We start from the raw sequence: 23,050 nt of genomic DNA, 5'->3' as shown, positions 1-23,050 counted from the left end.
TGGCTGACAATGATTTGACAGGGAAGGCGCCGGGAGGGCGCGGGGTTTTGCCGACGTGTGAAACTCCGGGGCGGCTGGCGACCGGGGACGTCGGTTCCAAGGCCGGGCTTCGTCGTCCAAGCCGGGTGGCGGGCGTCTTCTCCCGCCAGGTGGTGCGCCCTCCTTTCCGCCGGCCGGCGAGGGCTTGAGCGCATGCGCATTACCGCAATCGTCGAAGCCCTGGTTCAATCGGGCGCGTCGCCCGAGATGATCCTTTCTGCCGTGCGCGCTGCCGAGGCGGGGCACGTATCCGAGATCGAGCGCCGCCGGGCGGGCGACCGCGAAAGGCAGCAGCGCCGTCGGGCCCGCGTGACGTCACGCGATGTCACGGTGACGGCCGACGGTGCCCTCTCTGATAAAGAAAGCTCCCCCACACCCCCTAAAGAAACTAACTCTCCCGACCCGAATCCGGGTGGGGACGCCGACCGGCCGGTTCCGGCTGCAGCCGTTCCGGATGCGGCAGGCTCGCGGCGCAACGGGAGCGGCCGGGCGATGCGGCTGCCTGAAGATTTCGAGCCCGACTGGGGCTTCGCCGCCGGCCTCGGCTTCGGCCGGGCCGAGGCCGGCGTCGAGTTCGACAAGTTCCGCGACTACTGGCGCGCCAAATCCGGACGCGATGCGACCAAGCTCGACTGGGCCGCCGCCTGGCGAAACTGGATGCGCAATGCCGGCGGCCGCGGGTTGCGCGGTGGCGGACAGGCCCGTCGCGGCCATCACCCCCAGGCGCCGCCACACGAGACCGCCTTTGCCCGCCATCAGCGGGAATGCAGGCAGACAATCGAAAACCAACTGAACGGAAACGAGAACAATGACCTATTCAGAGATGATGATTTCGCCGGCGGAGGCCCGGCTTTCGACCTTGGGCCGGGAGATTACCGCGCTCACTGAGCGGCTGGCCTGCGTCAACGAGGCGGCGGTGCTGCGCAGCCTCGATGCGATGCAGACGGCCGGACTACGCGCTTTCGGGCGTGCCGGCCTCGGGGCTTTCGGCGGCGACGCAGAAACTGATCCGCGGCGACTATGCCGCCAATCCCAACGTGCTTCTCGGCACGATACCCAAGCCGCCGGTGCTGGCAGCGCTCGCCAAGGCGGAGGCGCTGGGTCTCAGGGCGGATCTTGCCCGCAAACGCGAGATGGTTGCGGCGCTGACGCCGCGCCCGGCCGACGATCGGCGATCGCCGGCAAGCCGCAGCCGGGTGCGGGCGATGGTCGAAAGCTTCCGTCAGGCGCATGCGGCAGCGAAGGCCGGGCGGGATGCAGTTTCCTCCGACGGGCGGGCGCAAGGCGCGAACGTCCCGACCGAAAGCGCAGCTGATAGGCAGCCGGATGATACGGCCCCGCAAAATCCGGCGGCGCGGAATGCGTTTCGCGACTGGCTCGTGTCCGGCGTCGAGCGTGCAAATCTCAATCCAGCCGTTTCGAGGGAGGCTTTCCATGCGGTCTGAAGGCACTGAATTGACGACAGGACAGGCACCGGGCCACGCAGCGGCAGGGTCGGCGGAAAGGATGCTCTCGGGGGACGAAGCGGGGAGCGCCGCTGCAAAACCGGCGACGCTCGACGATCTCGTCGGCATCGTCGCCGTTCAGGTGCGGGCGCAGGCGAGCCGGATCCAGGAGTTGGAACTGGCGCTCGCCGATGCCGAGGCGCGCATCCTCTCGCAGGCGCGGCTGATCTGCGGTGCCACGGCCGCGGCAAACAGCGATTTGTTCAACCGCCGGCCGGTGCGGGCGATCATCGAGGAGGCGCTTGGCGCCTATCCTGGGATCAGCTTCGAGGACATCATCGGGGTTGGCCGCGAGCGACGGCTGGTCGAGCCGCGGCACCGCTGCATGACCGCCGTTTACGACGAGCGCCCGGATCTATCGCTGCCGGCGCTCGGGCGGATCTTTCGGCGCGACCACACCTCGGTGCTGCACGCCGTCAACAAGCGCGAGCCCGGCAATGCGCGGCGGCGCGGACGGACCCAGCAGCCGGGCCGCTTGCCCGCGAATGCCGGTGCCGACGGGATCGGCGCGCCGGCATTTTGATTTTCCGACGAATTTCAGTCCCGCCCGCGGCCGCAGACACATGCAGCGGGCGAGGGCACATGCAGATTGCAAAAGGAGAAGAGACCATGACATCCAAGGCAGAGCGCATCCGCATCAAGCGCGCCAGCCGGGCGGGCCGGCCGCGCAAGGCCAATGTGGCGCGCTATCCGGGCGGGCAGATCAAGCATGGCGAAAGCGAGCGCGAGGTCTGCTCCGTGGCGCTGGACGCGCGCCGGCGCATGCATTTTTCCGGCAGGCGCGATGCCGATGTTGCCAGCCCCTTTGCCGGCTACACGCTCGGTCGCATGTTCCTCGACGGCAAGCTGACGGCGCATGAGCGCGAGGCGGGCGACGAATACAGCCGGCAGATGGCGCGCTACTACAGCCTCACCGGCATTCCTTTCCCGAGCGTGCGGGCCCAATCGCTGTTCGACGTGAAGGGTTTTGCCGGCGAGACGAGCGCCGAGCGCGCCCGCGGCGCCCGCCAGGCGGCGAACCGGATGATGGAGCTGGAAGGCGTGCTCTTGAAACTGCCGGACGGGCCGCAGGTGAAGACCACTGTCTTCAACGTCTGCATCATGGACTACGAGATGCTGCGCACCATGCCGGAACCGCAGCTCGCCTGGCTGAAGCGCGGACTGATGGAGCTGCACTGGCAGCTGGGGCTTTCGCGGGAGAAGGAAGGGGCGTGAAAGCGAGCGCGAGGATCGGCCGCTGCCAGTGGCGCGGTTTCAAGCCCGGCTCGCGCTTCGCCGCGCCGCTTGCCGCGATGGCGGGTTCGAATGCCCTCGCGTCAGCGCGGCTGCGCACCGCGACGAGCGTCGCATGTTCGGCTGAACACGCGACGCTCGAACCGGCCTGAGGGGGCGGCGGACGCGACCGGAACCGTGTGGATGGGGCGCGCGCCGGTCTCTCAGGCACGGTAACGATTATCCCCGGAAGGCTCTTCCCTCGGTCGTGGTGGCCACCTCCGGTTCGTCGGAAAACATCATGCAGGTGAGCGCTGAACGTTTCGCCGTTCGCAATTGCCGTGTCGCGTTACACTTTTGACCACGAATGTACTGGCACTGGTGTAAGAGCGATGATGAGGAAGCTCGGTGCGATTTCGCCCCGGGCTTTTTTGTTGACCGCATGCGAGACTTTCGCGTCATTGATGCGGCCGATTGCTTTGTCAGCGGTCGCCAGCCGCCTGCGCCCGGGTATCCAGGCCACGAAGGGTCTGCCTCATCTTGGCCTTGAATAGACCTCAATTGACGCGCACCCTGATTAAATCGATTTAAGCCTGCTTGGCTTCTCGCGGCGTCAGAACCTCGACCCGCCATTTCCCCCTTAGATCGCCGCGTCGTAGCGCTGCCGCACGCAGCGGTATCAAACGAGATCGCGTGCCGGCGGCTGCCGGTATCGGGAGGAGATGTCATGTTCGACCGAACGATTCACCGGACAATCCATTTCGACCGACCGTTCAGATTGCCGGGCGTCGATGAGACGATCGTCGCCGGCGCCTACGAAATCGATGACGACGAGGTGCCGATCGAAGGGCTTTCCTGGCTCGCCTACCGCCGTGTTGCCACCTTCATCAAGTTGCCCGCGACAGTCGAGAACCACTACCGCATGCGGTTGATACAAATCGAACCCGACGAGTTGGCGCGTTTGGTCGCGCTCAGCGGCGCCGAGATATCAGATGCGCCCGGACAGTGAGGATAAAACCATGTCCCAACATCGCTATCCCGTCGGACTGTCCGTTCGCCTGCGAGACCGTCATCATCTCTCACCGAGAACCGCCGAAACCTATCGCATCACCGCAAAGATGCCGCCACGCGACAACGCCCCTCAATATCGAATTCGCAACGATGAACTCGGACAGGAGCGGGTCAGCGCTGAAAGCAATCTGGAACCGATCGACTGGGGAATGACCCGCAGCCACTGAGGAATGCCATGCGCTATGTCGAAACATTGAAGCGACTATTCCGGGTTAAACCTGAAATCCGTCACCGTGGTCTTGTACTGACAGTCGCAAAGCCGGCCAGTCAAAAGGCACGCGACAGGCCACAGGAGCGTCATGACAGCTCCGGCATATTGAAGCGCAGCCGGGATACGCAGGAGCGCCACCGGCTTTTGTAGAGCAACTGATCTGCGTCAAGACAAGGAGATAGACGCCAATGAAACCGCTCCATCGCACACATCAGATTGGCCTTACGCTTTGGCTGCGAAACGGTGGGGCAACCGGCAACACGGGCGAACTCGATCAATATGGCAGGCGTGTGGAACGTGACGGGTCCTGGACGGGAGCGCGGTTGTATATCGGCTCCTGGACTATGGCCGGCCTCGACCAGCAATTTGGCCTCCGCTGTGCTTCTCAACGCACCACAGCGGGCCTGAAGAAGACGAGGTAAACGCCCGTGTCTGACGCGAATGGAAATGTCTTGATGAGCGTCGCGGAAATCGAGCTGCTGCGGTGTGTGTTCGAGGCGACCTGCGCGGAGCACCAGATACCGCGGGAGGGAAGCTGCGCCGAACATCTTGCCCGGTTTCTTATGTTCGAGTTCAATTTGTCTACCTCAACCGAAAGCTCTCTCCTGGCAGCCGTCGATGAGGTCTATCTCCGACGCGCTCCGCCCCACGAGGAAAGCTAAGCAACGCGCAGCCGGCCGAATAACATCGCCTATCCTACCCTACGAGGCTCCTCGCAACCTTCCGTTCGCGCAGGATGCGAGCGTCGAGTTCCTTCAGCCGGTGCGTGAGGGCGGGATCGCCGGGCAGGAGGGCGAGAGCCTTCGCCAGCATATTGCGTGCGGTGACGAGATCGCCGTCGCCGATGTGGCGATTGGCGCGGTGATAAAGGAAGTTGACCCGCTCCGTTGGCGCAAAACGGTCGCCGAAGCGGGCGTCGAGCGCGTCGGACCAGGCGGGATGCCGGGCCATGGCGGCGACGGCGACCTGATAGGGACGCATGGGCGCATCGACCCGGGCGGCGCGGGCAAGACCCCGTAGGCGCGAAACGTCATGGGTTCTGCAGGCGGCGATCAGCGAAAGGGCACGCTCGGTGCCGGTAAAGACACGGACGGTGCCGTGGCCGGTCATGTGAACGCGCACGAGATGCGTTTCGGCCTGAAGTGCTGCGATGCGCTCGGCGTGGCGGCGATCTATCGCGTGGAAGGGATCATAAAAAATGAAGGCGCGGCCGGCGGCCTGATCGGCCGAAATGCCCATATTGGCGTGCAGATCGGGCGAAAAATGCCGGAGGAAGCGATTGTCGTAGGGGACGGATTTCGGGTCGATCGAGACCTGCGGGCAAAAGGCGATGGCCGCGGTGGCATTGAAGCGCCGGCGATAGCGAAGCGCCGCATAACCACCCTGCGAATGGCCGTACAGAATGCGCTCGGGAGCTGCATTCAGAATGGGTGCTGCGGCTTCGACCGCCTTGACCACGCTTGCCGCCGGAAACCAGTTGGGCCGCCTACTGATGAAGCCGAGGGCTGAGATGTCGGCCTTCTCGCAAAAGCGCTGGCCCCAGTAGCGGCTGCCGTTTGCCTGGATCTCCATCTCGTTGAAGGTCACCAGCAGATAGGGGGATGAACCCGGTCGATGGATGACTTCAAGATTTTCGTCCGAGTAGATCAGCACGGTTACTCCAAAACAATTTCAATTCTTGCAGCAATATTATTTGAAAGTTCGAGAATGATTTGCGGTCACCTCGGATTTCTTCAGTATTGCGTATTTGTATCAGATTTCCAGTGCCTGGATCTTTCTGCAAGGCAAATCCAAGAATGAGGTCCATTCGCGGCTCAAGGGAGGCTCGTTTCCGGTCGATTTCGGCCCGATGCGGTCACTGCGCCACCGGTTGAGCGCCCACGTTTATGGCGTTCGTTACAGTTACGTACTTGATTGCCCGCGCGAAAGGAGCAGCATGCCCGCGCAGACGGCAACGGCCTTTCGCAATCGGTCGTGAGTTGCCGTTTTGGCAGCCGAAATTTGTTTGAAAATTCAGGCATGGCTTTGCGCGTCGAACCTCAATGGAGACGTGCTTCTTCCCAGATCAGTTTTTCGCGCGATGGCTCATCGCAGGAAGGAACCTGACAATGATAAAGGCATCTGATCATTCAAATTCGTCCCGCTGCGTGTCGAGGACTTTTCCGATGAAACTTCTGGCGTCGTGCGTGGCAGGGCTGAGCATTGTCGCTGGCCTGTCAACCCCGGCGCGTGCGCAGCAAGCAACACCAAAACCCAACATCCTTCTGATCGTTTCCGATGACACCGGCTACGGAGACCTCGGCCCCTATGGCGGCGGTGAAGGACGAGGCATGCCGACACCCAACATCGACAAGCTGGCCGAACAGGGCATGCTGTTTTATGATTTCTATGCCCAGCCGAGCTGCACGCCGGGTCGCGCCGCCATGATCACCGGGCGTATTCCCAACCGCAGCGGCATGACGACGGTTGCATTCCAGGGGGAAGGCGGCGGTCTTCCGGCGGCCGAATGGACGCTCGCCTCCGTGTTGAAGCTCGGCGGGTACCAGACCTATTTCACCGGCAAATGGCATTTGGGCGAGGCGGACTATGCCTTGCCGAACGCCCATGGCTTCGACGTCATGAAGTATTGCGGCCTTTACCACCTCAACGCCTACACCTACGCCGACCCGACCTGGTTCCCGGATATGGACCCCAAGCTCAGGGCCATGTTCCAGAAGGTCACCAAGGGCGCGCTCTCCGGTAAGGCCGGCGAAACGGCGGTCGAGGACTTCAAGATCAACGGCCAGTATATCGACACGCCCACGGTCAATGGCGCGGCAGGGGTCGTCGGCATCCCCTATTTCGACAGCTACGTCGAAAAGGCGGCCATCGAGTTTCTCGACGACGCGGCGAAATCCGACAAGCCGTTCTTCATCGACGTCAACTTCATGAAGGTGCACCAGCCGAACATGCCGGCGCCCGAGTTCGAGCATAAATCGCTGTCGAAGTCGAAATATGCCGACAGCATCGTCGAGCTGGACACCCGCATCGGCCGCATCATGGACAAGCTGCGCGAGACCGGCCTCGACAAGAATACGCTGGTCTTCTACACGACCGACAATGGCGCCTGGCAGGATGTCTATCCCGACGCCGGCTATACGCCGTTTCGTGGCACCAAGGGCACGGTGCGCGAGGGTGGCAACCGCGTTCCCGCCATCGCCGTCTGGCCGGGCAAGATCAAGGCCGGCTCCAAGAACCATGACATCGTCGGCGGCCTCGACCTGATGGCGACATTTGCTTCGGTTGCCGGTGTCGCTCTGCCGGACAAGGACCGCGAGGGCCAGCCGATCATCTTCGACAGCTTCGACATGTCGCCGGTCCTGCTTGGAACCGGCAAGTCGGAACGGAACTCATGGTTCTATTTCACCGAGAACGAACTGTCTCCCGGCGCTGCCCGCGTCGGCAACTACAAGGCGGTGTTCAACCTGCGTGGCGACAATGGACAGGCGACCGGCGGCCTTGCCGTCGACAGCAATCAGGGCTGGAAGGGTCCGAACAAATATGTGGCGACGGTGCCGCAGATCTTCGACCTCTGGCAGGACCCGCAGGAGCGCTACGACATCTTCATGAACAACTACACCGAGCGCACCTGGACGATGGTGACCATCAGCGACTCCATCAAGCAATTGATGATGACCTACGTGAAATATCCACCGCGCAAGCTTCAAAGCGGGACCTATACCGGTCCGATCGAAATCTCGAAGTATCAGCAGTTCCAGTGGCTGCGCGATGAGCTCGGCAAGGAAGGCTTCAGTCTGCCGATGCCGACCGGCAACTGAACCGGAAAATGAGAAGCGGCGCTGTCTGATCATGGCAGCGCCGCTCGATCGTCGGGCTTTCGAGGCGCCGGTCAGATCCGCTCGAGGAAGGCAAGTACCCGTTTCATCGCCAGCGCAGTTGCCGCCGCGTCATAGGAGGGCAGCGAGCTGTCGGCGAAGTAGTGCTGGTCGCCCGGATAGAGGAACAGTTCGGCGTCCTCTGCCTTCTCGACGATCTCGCGGGCGGCGTCGACATCGCCTTCGCCGACGAAGATCGGGTCGTTGTCCATGCCGTGGATTTGAACGGGTACGCCGGCCGGCCAGGGCCCGAAGGACCACTGGCCACTGATCGGGATGCAGGAGTAAAAGAGCAGGGCGCCGCGGGCGCCGGGGCGGGTCTGGGCGAGTTTCTGAGCCGGCAGGACACCGAAGGAGAAGCCGGCATAGACGAGGTTTTCGGGGAGGGCATCGGCGAGGCGCACGCCGCGCTCGCGCATCTCTTCAAAGCCGACCGCCTCGATATGGGCAACGCCCTCCTCGATGCTCGCGAATGTACGTCCTTCGAAGAGATCGGGCAGGTGGACGACGTGCCCGGCCGCGCGCAGGTCGTCGGCAAAGGCGTGCATGCCGGGTGTCAGCCCCTGGGCATGGTGGAATACGAGGACCTCGGCCATCGGCAGCTTCTCCTTCAAACCAGTGTTCGCGCATCAATTGTATTTCGTTCGGTGGAATTCAAGCGGCAAGGCTGCCCTTAAGGAAAATATTCCTCCCGCGCTGATGCCGCGTCTCTCGACCTTTTCTTGCCATCTTCGCTCGCTTGGTTGCGCACGATGCACCACGATTCTGGAGGGAAAAGGATCATGACAGGTAAGTTGCGCATTGCCGTGCTGTTCGGTGGCCGGTCGGCGGAGCATGAGGTTTCGCTGATGTCGGCGCGCAACGCCGTCGCGGCGCTCGATCGGACGCGCTACGAGATCGTGCCGATCGGGATCGCCAGGGATGGCCGCTGGATGCTGGTCGATCTCGAAGACGGGGAACTGCCGAAGGCGATCCCCGTGTCGGGAACGCAGGTGGCGCTAATCCCCGGCGGACGGGGGCGGGCGGTCACCATCGCGGCCGACGGCCGCCAAGGGTTGCTGCCGGCGATCGACCTGATCTTTCCGGTTTTGCATGGTCCCTTCGGCGAAGACGGGACGGTGCAAGGCTATGCGGAAACTGCCGATGTCGCCTATGTCGGCTGCGGTGTCGCGGCTTCGGCAGTCGCCATGGACAAGGCGCTCGCCAAGCGCCTGCTGGTGGCCGAAGGCATTGCCGTTGCGCGGGCGATCGGCCTTCATGCGGGCGACGCCTATTCAAGCGAGACCATCCTCGAAAGCCTGGGACTGCCGGTTTTCGTCAAGCCGGCGCGGCAGGGATCTTCCGTCGGCGTCAGCCGCGTCGACAGTCTGGACGCGCTTCAGGCGGCGCTTAACGAGGCGTTCCGGCACGACGACAAGGTGCTGATCGAGGAGTTCGTCCAGGCCCGCGAGATCGAGTGCTCGGTGCTGGAGGATGCGAAGGGACAGCTCACCGTCTCGCGACCGGGCGAAATCATTCCGGCTGCGAGCCACGGTTTCTACAGCTACGACGCCAAATATGTCGATGCCGGCGGCGCAGTCGTCGAGGCGCCCGCCAAACTCTCCGAAGAGGTGATCGCCGAGGCCAAGGACATGGCCGCGCGGGCATTCCGGGCGCTTGACTGCGCGGGGATGGCGCGGGTGGACTTCTTCCTGCGCGCCGATGGAAGCCTCATGATCAACGAAATCAACACCATTCCCGGCTTCACCAATATCAGCATGTATGCCAAGGCGCTGGCAGCCGACGGCATCGCCTACGGCCAGGTGGTGGAGACGCTGATCGCCCATGCGCTGAAGCTGCGCGGCAAGGCGGGCGCGCGCACCTGAGGGGATGACAGGGGCAACCCGGGTATGGCAGGCCATCGCCGGGGATGGCGGGCTTGCCGGGCGGCAGTGTCACCCTGGAGTATTGCGATGCTACCTATGAGTTGCGGTCCATATTAGGATTGTCGCATTCATTGTGGGTTCACGTCGCCCCGGCCAAAACTCGCACCTGTTACAAACGGACAGGTGATGAAATGAAGAAGATTGGCATCGTCGTGCTTGCGGCGATAACGGCTCTTTCGGGCATCACGCCGGCAAACGCCCTGCCGGCTGTTGCCATCGAGCGGGTGCAGAAGAGCGACGTTCAACTGGTGCAGCACCGGGAATGGAACGGCGGTCACCATCGCCGGCGTCCGCCGGGCTGGCACGGCGACTATCGCCCGCGCCCCGGCTGGGATGGCGGTTACCGCCCGCGGCCAGGCTGGCATGGCGGCTATCGTCCGCGTCCGGGTTGGGACGGCGGCTACCGCTATGGCTACTATAACGGCCACCGCGGCTATCGTTACGAGCGCTACGGCTATCGCCGCCACAATGACGGCTGGTGGTATCCGCTGGCGGCCTTCGGCACCGGAGTCATCATCGGCGGCGCGATTGCCGCTCCGCCGGCGCGTCGCTACGAGACTGGCGTCAACCCGCGCCATGCCGACTGGTGCTATGCGCGCTATCGCTCCTACCGTGCCTGGGACAACTCGTTCCAGCCCTATGGTGGCCCGCGCCAGCAGTGCTATTCGCCCTACTTCTGAGGCGAGCGTGTTTTAAGGAGGCCCGCCGGTCGCTGACCGGCGGGCCTCTTTTTGTTTTCTGGCATTCACATGCGCTGAGGGAAAGCGGCCCGGCATGGGTGGGAACGCAGCCTCTATCGACTGCTGCGCGGCATCTCCTCGTCGAAGCGGATTTTCTCGCGCCCCGGATCATCCTCGAGGATCTTCTCTTCGCGGTCGTCAGGCAGTGCATCGTCCGGATCGACATTGGCTTCGTCGCGGCTCGGAACGGGCGGCACGCGACCCTGGTCGACCGGCGTCGGATCGTCTCCCGCGGGAAGTTGATCGACGGGGAGCGGCGGGATCTTACCGATCGGCACTGCGCGTGTTTCGCCAGATGGGGGCACGTCTTCCGATGTCTCTCGGTCGCGGGATTTCGGGTTTGCCTTGTTCATCGTCGCATCTCCTTGCTGGCGGTTTGCCAGGAATAAGCCGAGGCGAGCGGAAAAGGTTCTGGTCTGGGCGTTCAAGATCTCAAGATTGAAGGTGGATCAATGAGGGGGCGTGGCCGTGCGGATTGGGGGACATCGCATCCGGCTCTTGTCGTTTTCCAAGTCTTGGTCCGCGATGCAATCGGCATCCCAAGCACGCGCTATCGAGCCAGACATCCTGTCGATGATATCGGGGCGAACTCTGCCGCGTCGCGCGTTTGCAGGGGAGGCGTCTGCTAGGAATCGCTCATTGCGGCAACCCCGCGAAGAGGCAGACAAGCGGAGCGGCCGCGGACCGGCGAGGTCGGAAAAGCCCGGTCTTCTAGAACTTCAACGTCTTCTAGAACTTCAACCGGGCGTCGTCATGTTCGGGAGGGCGGTGCGCGTCCTTGCGACGAAACCCGTAGGCGAGCGCGAGCCCCAGAATTGCGGAGCCGACGACGATGGCGGCGAGTGCGAAGAAATTCTCCATGGCATTTTCCTCCCGAGGGGAAGCTTAACACAGAATGCGCGCAAACAAATGGCGCGGCAGCGAGAATGCGCGTCATGGTTACTCAACGCATGTCGGCCCAAGATGTTCAATCCGATTGGCTTCGGTGCGCGGTGCGTTCGGCCGAGGCTTTGCACGGGAGCGACACTGCGGGCGGGCGATCTGGACCAACGTCGAGCCCCGCCAGCTTCGCCGTCTACGAAGCATCAGCGACCTCAATAACCGCCAGCACCGCCGCCGCCCTGACTCATGCCCTGGACGCCTTGCATGCCCTGGTAACTGGGGCTCGGAGCAGGAGTGCTGGTGCGGCTCGCCTGGTCGGTGGTGCAGCCGGCAGCCGCAAGAAGCGCCGCGCAAAGAGCGGCGATCAGGTATTGTCGTGTCATGGGTACCTCCCGTGGTCGTGGGAGCGGCATCAACCGCTTCCGCATCGAAACGGATCAACCATGCCGCCGCCGGCCCCGGATCCGTTGAGGAAGGAGACATGGCGCCAGCGGCCTTGCATGACGCACGCGATTGTACCACCGATCGCGCAAATGGGCTGGCAAAGAGGCGGGGCGGGGGGTAAAGGAAAAAAACGAACAAAACGGAAACAAATTTTGGCAAAGGGGCTTGCCAAGTGACCGGAAGCGGGCTAAGGATATTACAAGCTGGCCGTTTCGTCATTGAAGCGGCCTTTTTGATTCCGGCGGATTGGCGCGGCCTTGCCTGGGCGCTGATGCCGATATCCAAAAAACTCAAATCCGCGCCGGCGCCGGCTGCGACCGCTGAGAAGCGGGTGACGACGGCCGCTACGGCGTCACGGCGCTTCGCGATTTTTCGGATCCGCACTTGGGCTTCACGTCCTCGGCGCCCGCATGCTGCTGTCGCAAGATCGCTGCATGTTCTGGTGCGAAAGCCCTAAAGCTGGTCGCGTGGAAAGGGCTCACGCGACAGGCTTTAAGATCTTGTTTTTATGCATGTCGTTGCGGCAATACCGCTGCCCACTTTTACGCGAAAAGCCTTAGGCTTCCTGCTTGGCGATCTTGCCGGTGACAGAGGCGCCGGTCTCATGTCGCGGGCGGGGCTGCCCGATGCTGCGCAGCCAGCGCGAGGCTTCCTTCGGATCGCGCTCGACGCCGAGGCCTCTCTGATAGATGGTCACGAGGCGGGCCTGGGCAGCCGGATGACCCTGGCGGGCGGCCTGGCGGTTCCAATGAAGCGAGGCGGCATAGTGTTCTGCGCCGCCATCGTTGAAATAGATTTCGGCGAGTTTCGCCTGGGCATCGACATTTCCTGACGTCGCCAGTTCAAGCAACCTGGGCGAGATATTCGTTGCGGACGGCCGCGGGGTGAAAATGGTCTTCAACTTGCTGAACGTGTTGCGGATCATCTGGCACCTGTTGCATTCATTGCATGGTTCCCGCGGCTGGACTGCTAGGCTGAAAAACTGCTTAAAATCTTGAACTAATTTGACTTTTCCCTGGCCACTGCCGGTAGAGCAGGAGCGCTTGCGATGCATTGCGCCAGAAGCACCCGATGTGGGGCAACCCGGTGAGCGGTATTGATGACCGAATGCAACCTGAAGTCAAGGTTGCAAGCGTGACATCCGGCGTGACACACGCATTTTTCTGTGACCGGCTGTCACGCTTGCTAGCTTGAACAGCCGCGGCGACACGATGGTGTCTCCCGCAGGCATTGGCGTTCCCAGCTTGGGCGCCGAGACCTTCGGAGATGTCGGCTCGTCGACTTCGGCCAGGGCCGGAGCCGGCCTCGCGAACAGCCGCCAAGACCAACCACGTTCTTGACGCGTTCGTCGCCTGCAAACCCTCTTTCTTCGAGGTGTTGAAGGCTGAAAGACGCATCTTTCCGCGGGTTCGGATTGAGCCTTGGGAGAGCCCGGACAACGCGCCTCACATTCCCGAAGCGGAGAACACCTACAACGAAACCGTGACATTCGAACAGCCGGTCGAGATTGGTGGCCTCCGCATCGTCCGGTTCTTTCAACGAAAGACGGTTCAGTCTGGTGAACCGACGCGCTTTGCCTGGGCCTTTCAGGTCGCTGAGACGCCCGATGGAGCCGCTCGTGCTATCGCGGCCCAGTACGGTGTGCGATTTACGTATTACTGGAGTTTGGTTGAGAAGGATGTCGATGCCACACCGGTTTCGCAGCACCTTACGCTCGGTTCCTACTTTGACCCCGATGAGCAAGCGATGGTGACTTGCGCACCCGACGAAGCCGAGACGAGGGACTTTCGCCTGCCGGAAGGAGCCGAGACTTTCGGCTGGGCCCAACTTGGGCCGCCACCGGTGGGCCGTGGCAACCGGTTGATCAATGCCTTGCTGCAATGCCGGCAGGATTTCTTCGAGGCCCTGGGCGAGGAAAAAAATGCCTTCGGCAAGGTGGCGTTCAGGGAGTCCGCCGGCCCATACCGCAAGGATGGAGACGCAGAGCGCGCGCCAATGCGTGTGGCGTTCGAAAAGCCGGTCTATGCCTCGGGCTTCACGCTGACCGGATACATTCAGCGGCGAGTCAATGTTGCAGGCGACATCAAACTGAGATGGGGTTTTCAAACACCGGTCAATGCGAGCAGGATCGAAAGCACTGCCGAGGGGCGCACAGGAAGCGTTCGTGTGTCCGGCAAAGGGTGGTTACTCGACTTGGAGACCGACGAAACCGGCTACACACCATCTCCGGATCTCGAGTTTGATGAGGGATTCTTGGGCTGCACGACGCTGCTCGCATCAGGCGTGGAACCGCCGAAATCCGGTGACCTCTTTTTGAAATAAGACACGGGGGCCGAAGAACGGCAATAGGCTCTTCGGCCAACGCATTGCGCGTCTCGCGCGGGTCAGGTAGCGCCAATGGCGGCTACAATCCGACGACGGGCCTGACCGTGGCGCCGACCGACGGCACACAGCGCCCCTTCACCAAGCAAGGACCACCTGCGTGATGAGTGGAACAATGACGTCGGACGGCAGATAGGACGCTACGCCAAGGAGCGCGATCTTGGCGAAGCGGATGTTATGGGGCTGGTGGATTATGCCCGGCGGAACGGGGACTTGATCCGTTCGATCAGCGACAAAGTGCCTGCCCCACGTCTCCAGAGCTATTCGGAGTCGTCCGAGCGTCCGTCCTGGTCCGGACCACCCCCGCGCGACTTGCCAGCTTTGGAGGCACTGCACGAAAAGCGGGACCTGCAAAGAATGCAGACCAATGCAGACAACTGGCAGTCGAAGCCCCCGCTACAGGAAGAAGGGTTCTGGAACGGGCTGTTTCCCGGTCGCGGTACGCTCAAGCAAATGTTGAGGTCGTGGAGTGAATAACCTTCCGCATAAGCTGTAGAATGAGTGCGATCTCAACCTTGCGCGTGTTCATGAAATGTTCTAACTGGACTGACGTCGAAGTAATCTCTGCAAGTGAGGAGGCGGTATGAAGAAGTGGCTAAAGGTAATGGTCTACACTGTTGTCACTCTCTTCGGGCTGTTCGTCGTGCTGGTCGGGCTGGTGTTGGCGACAATCGATCCATATTCGTTTGAAGACATGAGCCGCGGCTGAATCTGCGAGAGGAGCGGTGATGTAGCGCCGGAATGCGCAATGCCGCCGGAGAGCGCCGAGAAGGTGCTGGCTGCGTTGTTCGCTTGCGACGCCCAATTCTTCAAAACCCTCGACGAGGAGAAGGCTGTTTTCAAGAGGGCGAACATCGTGGCGCACCCATATAACCTTCTCGATACGGGCGAGCCGCGGACTTCCGTCGTCCCGTTCTCTGAGCCCGTCGAGGCGTACGGACTTCACCTCACCGGTTACGCGCAACAGGCCGTGCCGGGAAAGAGCGACTACGCTTGGGGGTTTTATGCGTCGGAACAGCCTGACGAAGTCGGGCGCGCGCTGGAAACGGCCCGCAGCGACACGTTGGGAGCGAACCCACGTGACGGCGCGTTCGCGATAACGGCGTCCGACAGCCCCGATTTCCCCGGAACACGGCTTGGTTGCCGTGTTGCAGGCGCTTCCGGCGTTGAGGACTTGCCTTCGATTTACGACCTGTTCCTGTCTCGAGACATCAGTACGGCACTCTCCGACAAGTTCGATCTCTTCGTTGCGTCTGCGATGAAGACCGTCTCGGATTTTGGGCGATAGAAGGCGCCTGTCGACGATCGTCGAGGCATGCGTGGTCATGTCGTCACCTTAGCCGTAGTTGTTTAGATCAGTTTTGGCGACCTGCTGCGCGGGGCGGCGGCAATGTTGCGTCGGCACTGGGAGCAGGACCTCCCAGCTGAACGGCGGTATCTGGTTGCTGCCCGTGCACCTGAGCACGTCAGGGCCCGGCGGGGGCGCTGCCAATATTGATGGATGACACCAGACCCCCGATGCGGGCGCCTGACCCGCGCCCGATCCTCTTCCTGAAGAACAACCCTTGCCAAGGCGGCTCTCCGGAGCCGCCTTTTTTCATGGAGATTTTTATGTCCGAAGCAAAGAAACCCGTTCCGGTCCGTCTCGTCTACGACGTCTGGTTCCAGGAAGGGGAACGCACGGCCGCCGGTGCGATCGTATGCGTGAGCCTGGAGGAAGCCAAGGCGTTGATCGCCGCTGGCAAGGCCGAGCGGGCCGACCCGCTGCCGGGGGAGTGAGCCATGGTGATCCGCGACGGCGCCTGGACGCTCTACGATCATGACCGGATGACGGGTCGCTCGGTCTGGCACCATTTCGACGGGGAGAAGGACGTCTACCGCGTCGATTATCCCGTCGACAATCTCTTGAGCGAGAACCGGGATGTGCGCAACAGCGCCGAAAGGGCCTGGCGGGGCGACTGGCATCGCGTCGCCTCGGTTCCGCTTAACGTCGCGCATGCCTCGGGCCTGGTGAAGGCCCATTCGGAAGGCGACGACCGCTTCGTCAAACGCTTCCTCAACGATGGCGACAACCGCGCCTGGCGCACCAAGGAGGGCTGGCTATGAGCAGCATTGCCGACTACGCCGCATTGCTGATCGACGCGGGTGAGTACAGCGGGCGCAACGATATCGCCCATCTGTTTCCACGGTTTGTCGGCCTTGCGGAACTGAAGCTCAACCGGATGCTGCGCGTCAGCGACATGGAGGCGACGACGGCGATCTCTGCCGTCGAGGGCGATGCGCCGCTGCCTGCGGATTTCCTTGAGGCGCGGCAGGTTTTGACCGCAAGCGGCCGGCCGATCCGCGCCATGGCATTGCAGCAGCTCGCTGCGAGCGTCCCCGCCGGCGCCAGCGCGCCGCTCGGTTACGCGGTTGTTGGCAACCGGATCAGAGCGTTTCCGCCCGGCAGCTACGGCTTGACGCTGACCTATTACACCCGAATTGTGCTCTAAAGGGTTTCGCCCGTCGATGATCACACGGCCGGTATCGGATTTGCCGGAGCGCCCAAAGTGCGGACGCTCTCCGAAACCGAGAAGCGAAGACGATACTCCTTCGGTGAGAGACCCAGGATCTTGCGGAAGATCTTGCGATAGGCGTTGGTGTCGTCATAGCCGCTTTGCCAGGCAACCTGCTCGATCGAGAGATGTGAGCGCTCCAGCAGATCGCGGGATTTGGCGATCCGTAGCCGCTGGCAATATTCGGTCGGATTGAAGCCGGTCGCCTTCTGGAAACGGCGCAGGAAGGTGCGGTCGCCGAGACCGGCGCGGTCGGCCATCATCTGCAGCGTCACGCCCTTGGTGTTGGCGCCGTGCAGCCAGTGCTGGATCTTCAGGATGATCGTGTCGCCGTGATCGAGCTTCGGGGCGAAGACGCTGTAATAGCTCTGCTCGCGCGCGCCGGGGTCGATGATCATGTAGCGTGCGGTTGCCAGCATGACGTCGGTTCCGAGGAACCGGTCGACGAGTTTCAGGCCGAGGTCGATCCAGGCCATCATGCCGCCGGCGGTGATGATGTCGCCTTCGTCGATCAGCAGCCTGTCGGTGTCGACGCGGATGTCGCTGTAGCGGTTGGAGATCAGGTCCTGATGCGACCAGTGGGTGGTGATGGTGCGGCCGGCGGCGAGGCCGGACTCTGCCAGCAGATAGGCGCCGCCGCAGACGGAGCAGATCGTCGCGCCGCGTTGATGCTGTTCGCGCACGAAGGCGGGCAGGGCACCGATGCGATCGCCGACCGGCAGATCGGAGAGCGTCGGCGGCAGGATCAGGGCCACAAGGCCCGAGGAGGGGCCTTCGTGGGTGTCGCGCGATTTCGATACCGAGCCATCTTCCTGAAGTTTCCAGTGGCTGATGCGGATTTGCGGCGCGTCTCTGCCGCTTTGCTCGACCGACTGCATGCTCGCCACCTGGAACATGTCGGTCAGCCCATGGATCGCCGACATCAGGGCGCGGGGATAGACGACGATGCCGATCTCCGCCGGCTCGTTTTCGGGTCGTTTTGTCACTTCTGCCCCCATCGTTGTCAGCTTTGCCGGTCGAGAGGTTAGGCCCACCGATTTATCAATTCAACCATCGCTTCCGCCGAATGGAAGCCCGAGCAACAGAGATCAAAGAGGTGAGGACAATGACACAGGCAAAAGCAGTTTCCGCAAGCGTTTCCAACGGCATCTCCCGCCGCAGCATTCTCTCGGCCGCCTTTGGCGCTGCCGCGACGGCAGCCGCGGTCAATGCCATGAACACGTCGGCCAAGGCCGCATCCACCACCGCAACAACCGCCGGCGCGTCCGGCACTAAGGGAGCAAACACCATGGGCAGCCGCATCATCACCCGCGATGGCGTCGAGATCTATTACAAGGACTGGGGTCCGAAGGATGGCCCGGTCGTCGTGCTCAGCCACGGCTGGCCGCTGTCGTCCGACAGCTGGGAGGCGCAGGCCTTCCACCTTGCCGCCAACGGCTTCCGCGTCGTCACCCATGACCGCCGCGGCCACGGCCGCTCGTCGCAGCCCTGGGACGGCAACGACATGGACCACTATGCCGACGACCTCGCGGATCTGATCAACGCGCTCGATCTCAAGGGTGTCTTCCTTGCCGGGTTTTCGACCGGCGGCGGCGAAATCAGCCGCTATATCGGCCGCCACGGCACCAGCCGGATCGCCAGGGCCGGTTTGATCTCGGCCGTGCCGCCGCTGATGGTCAAGACCGACAGGAACCCCGGCGGCCTGCCGAAGGAAGTCTTCGACGGCCTGCAGGCGGCAAGCCTGAAGGATCGCTCGAAGCTCTACCGCGACATCGCGTCCGGTCCGTTCTTCGGCTTCAACCGCCCGGGCGCGGTCGCCTCTCAGGGCATGATCGACAGCTTCTGGCTGCAGGGCATGATGGGGGGACACAAGAACACCTATGACTCGATCGTCGCCTTCTCGCAGACCGACTTTACCGAGGACCTGAAGAAGTTCGACGTGCCGACGCTGATCATCCATGGCGACGACGACCAGATCGTGCCGATCGATGCGGCGGCACGGGCCTCGAAGACGCTGGTGCCGCATGCGGACCTCAAGGTCTATGTCGGCGCACCGCACGGCATCACCGACACCCACAAGGACCAGCTCAACGCCGACCTGCTCGCCTTCGCCAAGGCCTGATGGTTGTTCGCCGGCGCCGCCTCGCAGGTGGCGCCGGCACCCTATGTCAAACGCTTCAGCCAAGGATCAGAGCCATGACCTCTTCCCACAATCCCACCGACGTCTCCGGCCCCGGCCGTCGTGAATTCCTTGCAGGCACCGGTGCGCTTGCAGCCTCCGCCCTGCTGCTGAAAGGTGCCCATGCCGCAGATATCAAACGTTTCCGGCATGGCGGCTTCGATATTTCCGTCGTCAGCGACGGCTTCATCATGCTGCCGGTCAGCATCGTGCTGCCGGATGCAACGGCGGAAGAGCGGCCGGAGATCATGCGCCGGCTTGGCGGCACTCCCGAAAAGGCGCCGTTTCACACCAATATTCCGGTCATTCGCACTGGCGACGATCTGATCGTGGTCGACGACGGCTCGGGCACACGTTTCCAGGAGAGCGCCGGCAAGCTTCACGCCAATCTGCTTGCGGCCGGCATCGACCCGAGTGCGGTGACGAAGGTGGTGCTGACGCATGCCCATCCTGACCATGCGGGCGGCACCGTTGGCGCCGACGGCACGCTCGCCTTTCCGAATGCGCAGTACTTCGTTTCGGAGGGGGAATGGCGGTTCTGGACCGATCCCAACTTCGAAAAGACCATGCCGCAGGTGCTTCATGGCTTTGCCAAGGGTGCGCAGCGCGATCTCTTTGCGGTCAAGGACCGGCTGACCCTGGTGAAGCCCGGCGACGAAATCGTCAGCGGCATGCAGGTGCTCGACACGCGGGGCCACACACCCGGTCATATCTCGCTTCAGCTTTCCGGCGGTGACGGCGCCGGACATGAGGGCTTGGTGATCACGGGCGATGCGGTCACCAGCAACATCGTCTTCTTTGAGCACCCCGACTGGCATTTCGGCTTCGACACAGATGCGGAGCTGGCCTTGAAGAATCGCAAGGCCCTGATCGACCGGGCCGCGTCGGAGCGGCTGGCGCTGCTTGGCTATCATTGGGCCTATCCGGGGATCGGGCGGGCGGAGCGCAACGGGGCGGCCTATCGCTTCGTGGCGGCGGGGTGACCGCCTGGAGCCGGCAATCACTAGGACAGTTGACGGGCGCGCCTCCTGCGGGGCGCGCCCGTTTCTCTACATTCAGAGAGCCAGTTCGCTGTCCTTGATATCGCTGATCGGCGCAAGGAACGGCAGGTCGAACGGACGCAGAGCGGTGCGTTTCGCGGTGAGCTGTGGCCAGTCGGGATTGACGAGCGCGCCGCGGCCAAGCGCGATCATGTCGGCACCGGCTTCCATCACCTCCTCGGCGCGGGCGAGATCGTGCAGGCTGCCGTTGGCGATGATGAACAGGCGCGGCGCGTGGCGGCGGGCGAGGGAAACGAGCGAGGCGTCGCCGCCCTCGAAGGCCGGCTTCCAGGCTTCGAACTCGGTCACGTGCACGAAGTCTGCCGGGCTTTCGGCGAGCGCCTCGAACACGCGGGCTGCACCTTGTTCGCGTTCTGCCCATTTGTGCCTGAAGTCGTTGACCTTACCCTGGGAGAGCCGCAGCCCCAGCGGGACGTCGGGGCCGATCGCCACGCGCACTGCCTTCAGCACTTCGAGCGACAGGCCCAGCCGCTCAACGATATCTCCACCCCAACGATCCGCCCGCCGGTTCGAAAAGTCGGTGAAGAACTGATCGAGCAGATAGCCGTTGGCGCCGTGGATCTCGATGCCGTCGAAACCGGCAACCTCGATTGCAAACCGGGCGGCACTGGCGAAGCCTTCGATCGCCTCGGCGATTTCGGAATCGCTGATCTCGCGCGGCAGGGCATAGGGGCCGTCGCCGTGATAACCGGTCAACTGGCTGCCCTTCGGCCGGACGGCGGAGGGGCCTACCGTCTCGGGCCTGTGCGGGTTGCCCTGCGCCAGCGCGCCGCCGTGCATCAGTTGTGCGAAGATTCGCCCGCCCTCCGCATGGACCGTCTCGACGATCGGCCGCCAGGCGAGAGCCTGTTCCCGGTCGGTCAGGCCTGGCTGGTCCTTGTAGGTTTGGGAATAGGCCTTGTCGGTGTAGATGCCCTCGGTCGTGATCAGGCTGAAGCCGCCGCGGGCGAAGCGCTGGTAATAGTGCTGCATGCGCTCGCTGGGCGCGCCGGCTGCCGTGGCGCTGATGCGGGTCATCGGCGCCACGGACAGGCGATTGGCGAAATCAAGCCGCTTGAGACGGGTGCCGGTGAAGGCGGGGGACGCGATGCCAAACGGTGCGTTCATGTCACTTGCCTCCATCGAGCGCGATCGCTTCGATCTCGATCAGCGCGTCCGGTGAATAGAGCGAGGAGACCTCGATGATGCTGTCGGCGGGATAGGGGGCGGAAAACCACGTGCGGCGCAGCTCGATGATCTTGGCGAAATTCTCCATGGAGCGCAGGAAGATCGTGACCTTGACGATCTTGTCTAACCCAGAGTCCGCCGCCTTGAGCGCCCGGTCGAGATTGCGGAACGCCTGTTCGGCCTGGCGGTCGAAGTCGCCGACGCCGACGAGCTTGCCGTCGTCGCCGATTGCCGCCTGACCGGAGACGAAGACGAAGCCATTGGCCTTGATCGCCTGGGAAAGCAGGAAGGGCGCGTAGGGATCCGGCTGGGTGACGACCTGTTCGAGAGACATAAGATGTCCTTTCATGCTTGAGATTTTCTCATCTTGGCGCTGTTGCCTTGGCTGTTGATCCTAATATGCTGGGGCATTCGGCGGCTGACAAAGAGTGATTTCTCAGCCGACAGATGAGCTGAGTTCATCCATTGAGGAAATCATGAGGAAGTTGCCGCCGCTCGGCGCACTCAGGGTCTTTGAAGCGGCCGCCCGGCGGATGAGCTTCAAGCTGGCGGCCGAGGAACTGAACGTCTCGGCCACTGCCGTCAGCCACCAGATCCGCCAGCTGGAGGAGATGCTGGAGACCAAGCTCTTCGAACGAGGGACGCGGCAGGTCCGGCTGACCACTGCGGGACAGGTGCTCTTTCCGGTGCTGCGTGATGGCCTCGACCGTTTCGAGCAGGCGATCGCCGACATGCGCCGGCAGGAGGCGAGCAAGGTGGCGCGGTTGACGTCCACCGTCGCCTTCGTCGCCAAGCGCCTGGCGCCGCTTGCCGGTTCCTTCCGCGAAGCCTATCCCGAGTGGACGCTGAGGCTGGACGCCTCCCACCGGATGGTCGATCTGGAGGTGGATGCGGATGCAGCGATCCGCCTTGGCGGCGGTGATTATCCGGGCCTCGTCACCGAACCGCTGTTCGCCGATCGTTTCGCCCCGGTTTGCGTGCCGCGACTGGCGCCGGCCAGTGCCGCGGACCTCAAGCACGCGACGCTCATCCACTACGATTGGGGCACGCTGCGCCGCCACGATGCGCGCGCGCCGGTCTGGCGGCAATGGCTGGAACGGGCTGGCGCCACCGATGTCGAGGCCGGCGCGGGGCTTTCCTTTACCGACGAGATCCATGCCGTGCAGTCGGCCATCGCCGGGCAGGGCATTGCCCTCTTGAGCCTCACGCTGGTCGCCGAGGAGCTTGCCTCCGGCATTCTCGTCCAGCCGTTCGACCTGACGCTGGAAAGCGACCGATACGACTTGGTCTACAGTCCGCGCATGGCGGACCGGCCAGCGACCCGCGTGCTTCGCGATTGGGTGCACGCGCAGTTCAGCGGCGATGCCTGATCCGTGAGATGATCTCGTTCAGTCGTCGAAGCCGAGGAAGTCCGGCGCCCAACGGCGACTGGTGAGGCGCAACGAACGGTCGGGCTCGATGATATAGGTCTCGTAGACCTTGCGGCCGTAGGAATCGATGAACTGGTGCGGGACGATGCTGCCGACGGGTGCCTTCTTCAGCTTGGTACGCGGTTGCCCGCCATAGGTGATGCTGCCAGGAATCGGTTGCATGTTCGGCGAGTAACCGTAGCTGATGTCGGGGCCGGTGGTCGCCGTGCAGCCACTGAGAAGCAGCACGACGGAGAGGGCGGCAAAAGCGTGTTTCATGTCGGCGATCCTCAGAATGGCTGAGCCTGGCCCACACGGCGTCAAGCGTCAGGCGGAAACGCCTTGGACGATCGTTGCCGGTGCGGTCCAGCACTCTCTTCTAAAGTGTAGCGC

At 63.0% G+C, this 23,050-nt stretch carries 30 protein-coding genes; 20 read left to right on the top strand and 10 right to left on the bottom strand.

What is annotated here, in order from left to right; translation table 11 throughout:
- Positions 1–192: 192 nt before the first annotated feature.
- The 8 genes from AC3WVQ_RS09795 to AC3WVQ_RS09760 all read left to right on the top strand — a co-directional run bounded on the left by AC3WVQ_RS09795 (position 193) and on the right by AC3WVQ_RS09760 (position 4,700).
- Positions 193–927, top strand: coding sequence for a hypothetical protein (locus tag AC3WVQ_RS09795; protein WP_090294083.1), 735 nt, complete (start codon positions 193–195; stop codon positions 925–927).
- Positions 928–971: 44 nt separating this feature from the next.
- Positions 972–1,484 (top strand): hypothetical protein, encoded by a 513-nt coding sequence (locus AC3WVQ_RS09790; RefSeq protein WP_176960259.1) that lies wholly within the window; start codon positions 972–974, stop codon positions 1,482–1,484.
- Positions 1,474–2,067 carry a helix-turn-helix domain-containing protein gene (locus AC3WVQ_RS09785; RefSeq protein ID WP_176960258.1) on the top strand — a complete coding sequence of 198 codons (594 nt, stop codon included), beginning with the start codon at positions 1,474–1,476 and terminating at the stop codon, positions 2,065–2,067. Before AC3WVQ_RS09790 ends, AC3WVQ_RS09785 begins: the two co-directional genes overlap by 11 nt.
- 86 nt (positions 2,068–2,153) lie before the next feature.
- Entirely contained in the window at positions 2,154–2,759 is a 606-nt protein-coding gene (locus AC3WVQ_RS09780; protein ID WP_060583349.1) for a hypothetical protein, read from the top strand.
- Positions 2,756–2,929 (top strand): hypothetical protein, encoded by a 174-nt coding sequence (locus tag AC3WVQ_RS09775; RefSeq protein WP_156400690.1) that lies wholly within the window; start codon positions 2,756–2,758, stop codon positions 2,927–2,929. Before AC3WVQ_RS09780 ends, AC3WVQ_RS09775 begins: the two co-directional genes overlap by 4 nt.
- Positions 2,930–3,483: 554 nt before the next feature.
- Positions 3,484–3,765: a hypothetical protein gene (locus tag AC3WVQ_RS09770; protein ID WP_034793452.1), complete on the top strand. Its 282-nt coding sequence runs from the start codon at positions 3,484–3,486 to the stop codon at positions 3,763–3,765.
- A 10-nt stretch (positions 3,766–3,775) separates the two neighbouring features.
- Entirely contained in the window at positions 3,776–3,994 is a 219-nt protein-coding gene (locus tag AC3WVQ_RS09765) for a hypothetical protein (RefSeq protein WP_090294081.1), read from the top strand.
- A gap of 499 nt (positions 3,995–4,493) precedes the next feature.
- Complete coding sequence (locus tag AC3WVQ_RS09760; protein WP_034793461.1) at positions 4,494–4,700, top strand: hypothetical protein; 207 nt, start codon at positions 4,494–4,496, stop codon at positions 4,698–4,700.
- A 34-nt stretch (positions 4,701–4,734) separates the two neighbouring features.
- On the opposite strand, the gene AC3WVQ_RS09755 is transcribed toward AC3WVQ_RS09760, so the two are convergent.
- Positions 4,735–5,691 carry a hypothetical protein gene (locus AC3WVQ_RS09755; RefSeq protein ID WP_090294080.1) on the bottom strand — a complete coding sequence of 319 codons (957 nt, stop codon included), beginning with the start codon at positions 5,689–5,691 and terminating at the stop codon, positions 4,735–4,737.
- Between the two features lie 512 nt (positions 5,692–6,203).
- Between AC3WVQ_RS09755 and AC3WVQ_RS09750 the strand changes: the two genes are divergently transcribed.
- Positions 6,204–7,856 carry an arylsulfatase gene (locus AC3WVQ_RS09750; RefSeq protein WP_051659281.1) on the top strand — a complete coding sequence of 551 codons (1,653 nt, stop codon included), beginning with the start codon at positions 6,204–6,206 and terminating at the stop codon, positions 7,854–7,856.
- A gap of 71 nt (positions 7,857–7,927) precedes the next feature.
- Here AC3WVQ_RS09750 and AC3WVQ_RS09745 read toward each other — a convergent pair whose 3' ends face one another.
- Positions 7,928–8,509 carry a dienelactone hydrolase family protein gene (locus AC3WVQ_RS09745; RefSeq protein WP_090294077.1) on the bottom strand — a complete coding sequence of 194 codons (582 nt, stop codon included), beginning with the start codon at positions 8,507–8,509 and terminating at the stop codon, positions 7,928–7,930.
- Between the two features lie 186 nt (positions 8,510–8,695).
- On the opposite strand from AC3WVQ_RS09745, the gene AC3WVQ_RS09740 reads away from it, so the two are divergent.
- Both AC3WVQ_RS09740 and AC3WVQ_RS09735 read left to right on the top strand, forming a co-directional pair.
- Positions 8,696–9,778 carry a D-alanine--D-alanine ligase family protein gene (locus tag AC3WVQ_RS09740; RefSeq protein ID WP_034793469.1) on the top strand — a complete coding sequence of 361 codons (1,083 nt, stop codon included), beginning with the start codon at positions 8,696–8,698 and terminating at the stop codon, positions 9,776–9,778.
- A gap of 191 nt (positions 9,779–9,969) precedes the next feature.
- Entirely contained in the window at positions 9,970–10,518 is a 549-nt protein-coding gene (locus tag AC3WVQ_RS09735; protein WP_090294075.1) for a BA14K family protein, read from the top strand.
- Positions 10,519–10,631: 113 nt separating this feature from the next.
- On the opposite strand, the gene AC3WVQ_RS09730 is transcribed toward AC3WVQ_RS09735, so the two are convergent.
- The 4 genes from AC3WVQ_RS09730 to AC3WVQ_RS09715 all read right to left on the bottom strand — a co-directional run bounded on the left by AC3WVQ_RS09730 (position 10,632) and on the right by AC3WVQ_RS09715 (position 12,829).
- Positions 10,632–10,931 carry a hypothetical protein gene (locus AC3WVQ_RS09730; RefSeq protein WP_090294073.1) on the bottom strand — a complete coding sequence of 100 codons (300 nt, stop codon included), beginning with the start codon at positions 10,929–10,931 and terminating at the stop codon, positions 10,632–10,634.
- 376 nt (positions 10,932–11,307) lie between these two features.
- The gene (locus AC3WVQ_RS09725; protein ID WP_255380915.1) at positions 11,308–11,439 is read right to left on the bottom strand and encodes a hypothetical protein; all 132 of its coding nucleotides are present in this window, start codon (positions 11,437–11,439) and stop codon (positions 11,308–11,310) included.
- A 233-nt stretch (positions 11,440–11,672) separates the two neighbouring features.
- Positions 11,673–11,843: a hypothetical protein gene (locus tag AC3WVQ_RS09720; protein WP_156400691.1), complete on the bottom strand. Its 171-nt coding sequence runs from the start codon at positions 11,841–11,843 to the stop codon at positions 11,673–11,675.
- A 617-nt stretch (positions 11,844–12,460) separates the two neighbouring features.
- On the bottom strand, positions 12,461–12,829 hold the full coding sequence (locus AC3WVQ_RS09715; protein ID WP_051659282.1) for a tetratricopeptide repeat protein: 369 nt from the start codon (positions 12,827–12,829) through the stop codon (positions 12,461–12,463).
- Positions 12,830–13,170: 341 nt separating this feature from the next.
- Here AC3WVQ_RS09715 and AC3WVQ_RS09710 point away from each other — a divergent pair, with 341 nt between their 5' ends.
- From AC3WVQ_RS09710 to AC3WVQ_RS09685, 6 genes are all read left to right on the top strand, one after another.
- Positions 13,171–14,226 carry a hypothetical protein gene (locus AC3WVQ_RS09710; protein ID WP_492382706.1) on the top strand — a complete coding sequence of 352 codons (1,056 nt, stop codon included), beginning with the start codon at positions 13,171–13,173 and terminating at the stop codon, positions 14,224–14,226.
- Positions 14,227–14,869: 643 nt separating this feature from the next.
- Positions 14,870–14,995 carry a hypothetical protein gene (locus AC3WVQ_RS09705; protein WP_255380904.1) on the top strand — a complete coding sequence of 42 codons (126 nt, stop codon included), beginning with the start codon at positions 14,870–14,872 and terminating at the stop codon, positions 14,993–14,995.
- 39 nt (positions 14,996–15,034) lie between these two features.
- Positions 15,035–15,574 (top strand): hypothetical protein, encoded by a 540-nt coding sequence (locus tag AC3WVQ_RS09700; protein ID WP_244546690.1) that lies wholly within the window; start codon positions 15,035–15,037, stop codon positions 15,572–15,574.
- A gap of 323 nt (positions 15,575–15,897) precedes the next feature.
- The gene (locus AC3WVQ_RS09695) at positions 15,898–16,065 is read left to right on the top strand and encodes a hypothetical protein (RefSeq protein WP_176960256.1); all 168 of its coding nucleotides are present in this window, start codon (positions 15,898–15,900) and stop codon (positions 16,063–16,065) included.
- 3 nt (positions 16,066–16,068) lie between these two features.
- Positions 16,069–16,392: a hypothetical protein gene (locus AC3WVQ_RS09690; protein ID WP_090294067.1), complete on the top strand. Its 324-nt coding sequence runs from the start codon at positions 16,069–16,071 to the stop codon at positions 16,390–16,392.
- Positions 16,389–16,778, top strand: a complete 390-nt coding sequence (locus tag AC3WVQ_RS09685) for a phage adaptor protein (RefSeq protein ID WP_090294065.1) — start codon at positions 16,389–16,391, stop codon at positions 16,776–16,778. The genes AC3WVQ_RS09690 and AC3WVQ_RS09685 overlap by 4 nt, the downstream gene beginning before the upstream one ends.
- Before the next feature lie 20 nt (positions 16,779–16,798).
- Here the strand turns inward: AC3WVQ_RS09685 and AC3WVQ_RS09680 are convergent, their stop codons facing one another.
- Positions 16,799–17,827, bottom strand: a complete 1,029-nt coding sequence (locus AC3WVQ_RS09680; protein WP_234824412.1) for a GlxA family transcriptional regulator — start codon at positions 17,825–17,827, stop codon at positions 16,799–16,801.
- A gap of 119 nt (positions 17,828–17,946) precedes the next feature.
- Here AC3WVQ_RS09680 and AC3WVQ_RS09675 point away from each other — a divergent pair, with 119 nt between their 5' ends.
- Both AC3WVQ_RS09675 and AC3WVQ_RS09670 read left to right on the top strand, forming a co-directional pair.
- Entirely contained in the window at positions 17,947–18,963 is a 1,017-nt protein-coding gene (locus tag AC3WVQ_RS09675) for an alpha/beta fold hydrolase (protein ID WP_110818627.1), read from the top strand.
- Positions 18,964–19,037: 74 nt separating this feature from the next.
- Entirely contained in the window at positions 19,038–20,003 is a 966-nt protein-coding gene (locus tag AC3WVQ_RS09670; RefSeq protein ID WP_090294060.1) for an MBL fold metallo-hydrolase, read from the top strand.
- Between the two features lie 72 nt (positions 20,004–20,075).
- On the opposite strand, the gene AC3WVQ_RS09665 is transcribed toward AC3WVQ_RS09670, so the two are convergent.
- Together AC3WVQ_RS09665 and AC3WVQ_RS09660 are read right to left on the bottom strand one after the other, a co-directional pair.
- Positions 20,076–21,188 (bottom strand): NADH:flavin oxidoreductase, encoded by a 1,113-nt coding sequence (locus tag AC3WVQ_RS09665; RefSeq protein WP_090294058.1) that lies wholly within the window; start codon positions 21,186–21,188, stop codon positions 20,076–20,078.
- A 1-nt stretch (position 21,189) separates the two neighbouring features.
- Positions 21,190–21,582 (bottom strand): RidA family protein, encoded by a 393-nt coding sequence (locus AC3WVQ_RS09660; protein ID WP_060584830.1) that lies wholly within the window; start codon positions 21,580–21,582, stop codon positions 21,190–21,192.
- Positions 21,583–21,724: 142 nt separating this feature from the next.
- Between AC3WVQ_RS09660 and AC3WVQ_RS09655 the strand changes: the two genes are divergently transcribed.
- Positions 21,725–22,618 (top strand): LysR substrate-binding domain-containing protein, encoded by an 894-nt coding sequence (locus AC3WVQ_RS09655; RefSeq protein WP_034788068.1) that lies wholly within the window; start codon positions 21,725–21,727, stop codon positions 22,616–22,618.
- Between the two features lie 18 nt (positions 22,619–22,636).
- Here AC3WVQ_RS09655 and AC3WVQ_RS09650 read toward each other — a convergent pair whose 3' ends face one another.
- Positions 22,637–22,936 (bottom strand): putative periplasmic lipoprotein, encoded by a 300-nt coding sequence (locus AC3WVQ_RS09650; RefSeq protein WP_034788071.1) that lies wholly within the window; start codon positions 22,934–22,936, stop codon positions 22,637–22,639.
- Positions 22,937–23,050 lie beyond the last annotated feature (114 nt).

It is taken from the genome of Ensifer sp. EB106-05-01-XG146, from assembly GCF_058791875.1.
The sequence above is the reverse complement of the archived record's forward strand: the minus strand, read 5'-3'. Positions and strand labels throughout refer to the sequence as shown.

Excerpts from the sequence above, each read along its gene's own strand:
- AC3WVQ_RS09735 (WP_090294075.1), top strand. The coding sequence starts at position 9,970 with ATGAAGAAGATTGGCATCGTCGTGCTTGCGGCGATAACGGCTCTTTCG.
- AC3WVQ_RS09795 (WP_090294083.1), top strand. The coding sequence starts at position 193 with ATGCGCATTACCGCAATCGTCGAAGCCCTGGTTCAATCGGGCGCGTCG.
- AC3WVQ_RS09765 (WP_090294081.1), top strand. The coding sequence starts at position 3,776 with ATGTCCCAACATCGCTATCCCGTCGGACTGTCCGTTCGCCTGCGAGAC.
- AC3WVQ_RS09780 (WP_060583349.1), top strand. The coding sequence starts at position 2,154 with ATGACATCCAAGGCAGAGCGCATCCGCATCAAGCGCGCCAGCCGGGCG.
- AC3WVQ_RS09770 (WP_034793452.1), top strand. The coding sequence starts at position 3,484 with ATGTTCGACCGAACGATTCACCGGACAATCCATTTCGACCGACCGTTC.
- AC3WVQ_RS09705 (WP_255380904.1), top strand. The coding sequence starts at position 14,870 with ATGAAGAAGTGGCTAAAGGTAATGGTCTACACTGTTGTCACTCTCTTC.
- AC3WVQ_RS09715 (WP_051659282.1), bottom strand. The coding sequence starts at position 12,829 with ATGATCCGCAACACGTTCAGCAAGTTGAAGACCATTTTCACCCCGCGG.
- AC3WVQ_RS09740 (WP_034793469.1), top strand. The coding sequence starts at position 8,696 with ATGACAGGTAAGTTGCGCATTGCCGTGCTGTTCGGTGGCCGGTCGGCG.
- AC3WVQ_RS09730 (WP_090294073.1), bottom strand. The coding sequence starts at position 10,931 with ATGAACAAGGCAAACCCGAAATCCCGCGACCGAGAGACATCGGAAGAC.
- AC3WVQ_RS09745 (WP_090294077.1), bottom strand. The coding sequence starts at position 8,509 with ATGGCCGAGGTCCTCGTATTCCACCATGCCCAGGGGCTGACACCCGGC.
- AC3WVQ_RS09790 (WP_176960259.1), top strand. The coding sequence starts at position 972 with ATGCGATGCAGACGGCCGGACTACGCGCTTTCGGGCGTGCCGGCCTCG.
- AC3WVQ_RS09685 (WP_090294065.1), top strand. The coding sequence starts at position 16,389 with ATGAGCAGCATTGCCGACTACGCCGCATTGCTGATCGACGCGGGTGAG.
- AC3WVQ_RS09750 (WP_051659281.1), top strand. The coding sequence starts at position 6,204 with ATGAAACTTCTGGCGTCGTGCGTGGCAGGGCTGAGCATTGTCGCTGGC.
- AC3WVQ_RS09665 (WP_090294058.1), bottom strand. The coding sequence starts at position 21,188 with ATGAACGCACCGTTTGGCATCGCGTCCCCCGCCTTCACCGGCACCCGT.
- AC3WVQ_RS09675 (WP_110818627.1), top strand. The coding sequence starts at position 17,947 with ATGACACAGGCAAAAGCAGTTTCCGCAAGCGTTTCCAACGGCATCTCC.
- AC3WVQ_RS09710 (WP_492382706.1), top strand. The coding sequence starts at position 13,171 with ATGTCGGCTCGTCGACTTCGGCCAGGGCCGGAGCCGGCCTCGCGAACA.
- AC3WVQ_RS09650 (WP_034788071.1), bottom strand. The coding sequence starts at position 22,936 with ATGAAACACGCTTTTGCCGCCCTCTCCGTCGTGCTGCTTCTCAGTGGC.
- AC3WVQ_RS09660 (WP_060584830.1), bottom strand. The coding sequence starts at position 21,582 with ATGTCTCTCGAACAGGTCGTCACCCAGCCGGATCCCTACGCGCCCTTC.
- AC3WVQ_RS09760 (WP_034793461.1), top strand. The coding sequence starts at position 4,494 with ATGAGCGTCGCGGAAATCGAGCTGCTGCGGTGTGTGTTCGAGGCGACC.
- AC3WVQ_RS09785 (WP_176960258.1), top strand. The coding sequence starts at position 1,474 with ATGCGGTCTGAAGGCACTGAATTGACGACAGGACAGGCACCGGGCCAC.
- AC3WVQ_RS09655 (WP_034788068.1), top strand. The coding sequence starts at position 21,725 with ATGAGGAAGTTGCCGCCGCTCGGCGCACTCAGGGTCTTTGAAGCGGCC.
- AC3WVQ_RS09725 (WP_255380915.1), bottom strand. The coding sequence starts at position 11,439 with ATGGAGAATTTCTTCGCACTCGCCGCCATCGTCGTCGGCTCCGCAATT.
- AC3WVQ_RS09700 (WP_244546690.1), top strand. The coding sequence starts at position 15,035 with ATGCCGCCGGAGAGCGCCGAGAAGGTGCTGGCTGCGTTGTTCGCTTGC.
- AC3WVQ_RS09695 (WP_176960256.1), top strand. The coding sequence starts at position 15,898 with ATGTCCGAAGCAAAGAAACCCGTTCCGGTCCGTCTCGTCTACGACGTC.
- AC3WVQ_RS09720 (WP_156400691.1), bottom strand. The coding sequence starts at position 11,843 with ATGACACGACAATACCTGATCGCCGCTCTTTGCGCGGCGCTTCTTGCG.
- AC3WVQ_RS09690 (WP_090294067.1), top strand. The coding sequence starts at position 16,069 with ATGGTGATCCGCGACGGCGCCTGGACGCTCTACGATCATGACCGGATG.
- AC3WVQ_RS09670 (WP_090294060.1), top strand. The coding sequence starts at position 19,038 with ATGACCTCTTCCCACAATCCCACCGACGTCTCCGGCCCCGGCCGTCGT.